Source organism: Streptomyces hygroscopicus subsp. hygroscopicus (assembly GCF_001553455.1).
Classification (GTDB): domain Bacteria; phylum Actinomycetota; class Actinomycetes; order Streptomycetales; family Streptomycetaceae; genus Streptomyces; species Streptomyces hygroscopicus.
On sequence record NZ_BBOX01000418.1, the window covers coordinates 1 to 2,223 of the forward strand.

Annotated in this window: 1 protein-coding gene; it reads left to right on the plus strand. The window is 76.5% G+C overall.

Translation table 11 applies throughout. The features are described 5' to 3' along the window. A partial coding sequence (locus AXW62_RS33960; protein ID WP_252368835.1) for a type I polyketide synthase occupies positions 1-2,223 on the plus strand: 2,223 nt, incomplete at both ends.

Genomic DNA, 2,223 nt, shown 5'->3' on the forward strand with positions numbered 1-2,223 from the left:
CTGGTGGTCCCCGCCCGCCTCGACCTCGCCGCGCTCCGCAACCGGGCGGGGGAGAACGCGCTCGCGCCGCTCCTGCGCGGCCTGGTGCGCGCCCCGGCCCGTGCCCTCACCACCGAGACGGCCGAGGTGAGCGGGGAGGCGGGCCGGCTGGCCGGGCTCTCCCGGGCGGACCAGGACCGGCACCTGCTGGACCTGGTGCGCGGCCACGCCGCGACGGCGCTCGGCTACGACGCGGCCGACCGGGACACCATCCACCCGGACCGCGCGTTCCGCGAGTCCGGCTTCGACTCGCTGACCGTGGTCGAGCTGCGCAACCGGCTGCGGTCCGCGACCGGGCTGCCGCTGCCCGCCACCTTGCTGTTCGACTACCCGACCCCGGCCGCGCTCGCCGCCCACCTGCGCGAGCGCCTGCTCGGCGACGCGCCGGACCCGGCGGCCGAGGCGGGCGGGACCACCACGGCCGCCGCCCCCGACGGCGAGGACCCGATCGCCATCGTCGCCATGGCCGGCCGCTTCCCCGGCGACGTGCGCGGCCCGGAGGACCTGTGGCGGCTCGTCGGCGACGGGGCCGACGCGATCGGTGAGTTCCCCACCGACCGCGGCTGGGACACCGCGCGCCTCTTCGCCGAGGACCCGGAAGGCACCGGCCGCTCGGCCACCCGCCACGGCGGGTTCCTGTACGACGCCGGGCACTTCGACGCCGCCCTGTTCGGCATCAGCCCGCGGGAGGCCCTCGCCATGGACCCGCAGCAGCGGCTGCTGCTCGAAGTCGCCTGGGAGACCTGGGAACGCGCCGGCATCCCGGTCGCCGACATCCGCGAGAGCTCCACCGGCGTGTTCATGGGCGTCGCCTACCACGACTACGCCGCCCGCGCCGAGCGGCTCCCGGACGGGGTCGAGGGCTATCTGATGACCGGCTCGGCGGGCAGCGTGGCGTCCGGCCGCATCGCGTACACCTTCGGCCTGCGCGGCCCGGCGATCACCGTGGACACCGCCTGCTCCTCCTCGCTGGTCGCCCTGCACCTCGCCGTTCAGGCCCTGCGCAACGGCGAGTGCGCCATGGCGCTCGCGGGAGGCGTCAGCGTGATGGCCACCCCGACCACCTTCGTCGAGTTCTCGCGCCAGCAGGGTCTCGCGGCCGACGGGCGGTGCAAGTCGTACGGGGCGGGCGCGGACGGTACGGGCTGGTCCGAGGGCGTGGGGGTGCTGCTGGTCGAGAAGCTGTCGGACGCGCGCCGGCTCGGGCATCCGGTGGTGGGTGTGGTGCGCGGTTCGGCGCTGAACCAGGACGGTAGCTCCAACGGGCTGACCGCCCCCTCCGGCCTGGCGCAGGAGCGGGTGATCCGGGCGGCGTGGGCGGACGCGGGAATCACCGGCGCGGATGTCGACGTGGTGGAGGGGCACGGGACCGGTACCCGGCTCGGCGACCCCATCGAGGCGCAGGCGCTGCTGGCCACGTACGGCCGGGACCGCGGCGACCAGGGCCCGCTCTGGCTCGGCTCGCTGAAGTCCAACATCGGCCACACCCAGGCCGCCGCGGGCGTCGCCGGCGTCATCAAGGTCCTCCAGGCCATGCGGTACGAGCGCATGCCGCGCACCCTGCACGCCGAGGAACCGACCCCGGAGGTCGACTGGGCGGCGGGCGACGTCCGGCTGCTGGCCGAGGCCCGGCCGTGGCCGCGTACCCCGGACCGGGTGCGGCGGGCGGGGGTGTCGTCGTTCGGGATCAGCGGCACCAACGCACACGTGATCATCGAAGAACCGCCGGCCGAGCCGGTGCCCGAGCCCGCCGAGCCCGCCGAAACCGGAACCCCCGCCCTGCCGTTCGTGGTGTCCGCCGGGTCCGCCGCCGCCCTGCGCGGCCAGGTGGAGCGGCTGTCCACCCGGCTCGGCGAGGGCACGGCCGACCCGCTGGACGTGGCCTACTCCCTCGCCGTGTCCCGGTCGCCGCTCGCCTACCGTACGGCGGTCGTCGCCCACACCTCCGCGGAGGCCGTCGAGCGGCTCGACCGGGCCACGTCCGACCTCGCGTCCGCCGACCGCCGGGTGGCCGTGGTGTTCTCCGGCCAGGGGGCACGGCGGGCGGCGCCCGGCCGGGCGCTGTCGGCGGCGTTCCCCGTTTTCCGGCGGGTGTTCGCGGACGTGTGCGGGCGCTTCTCGCCGGAGCTGGCCCGGACGCTGTGGTCGGGGGACGGCGCCGAGCAGGAACGTACGGAGGTGGCG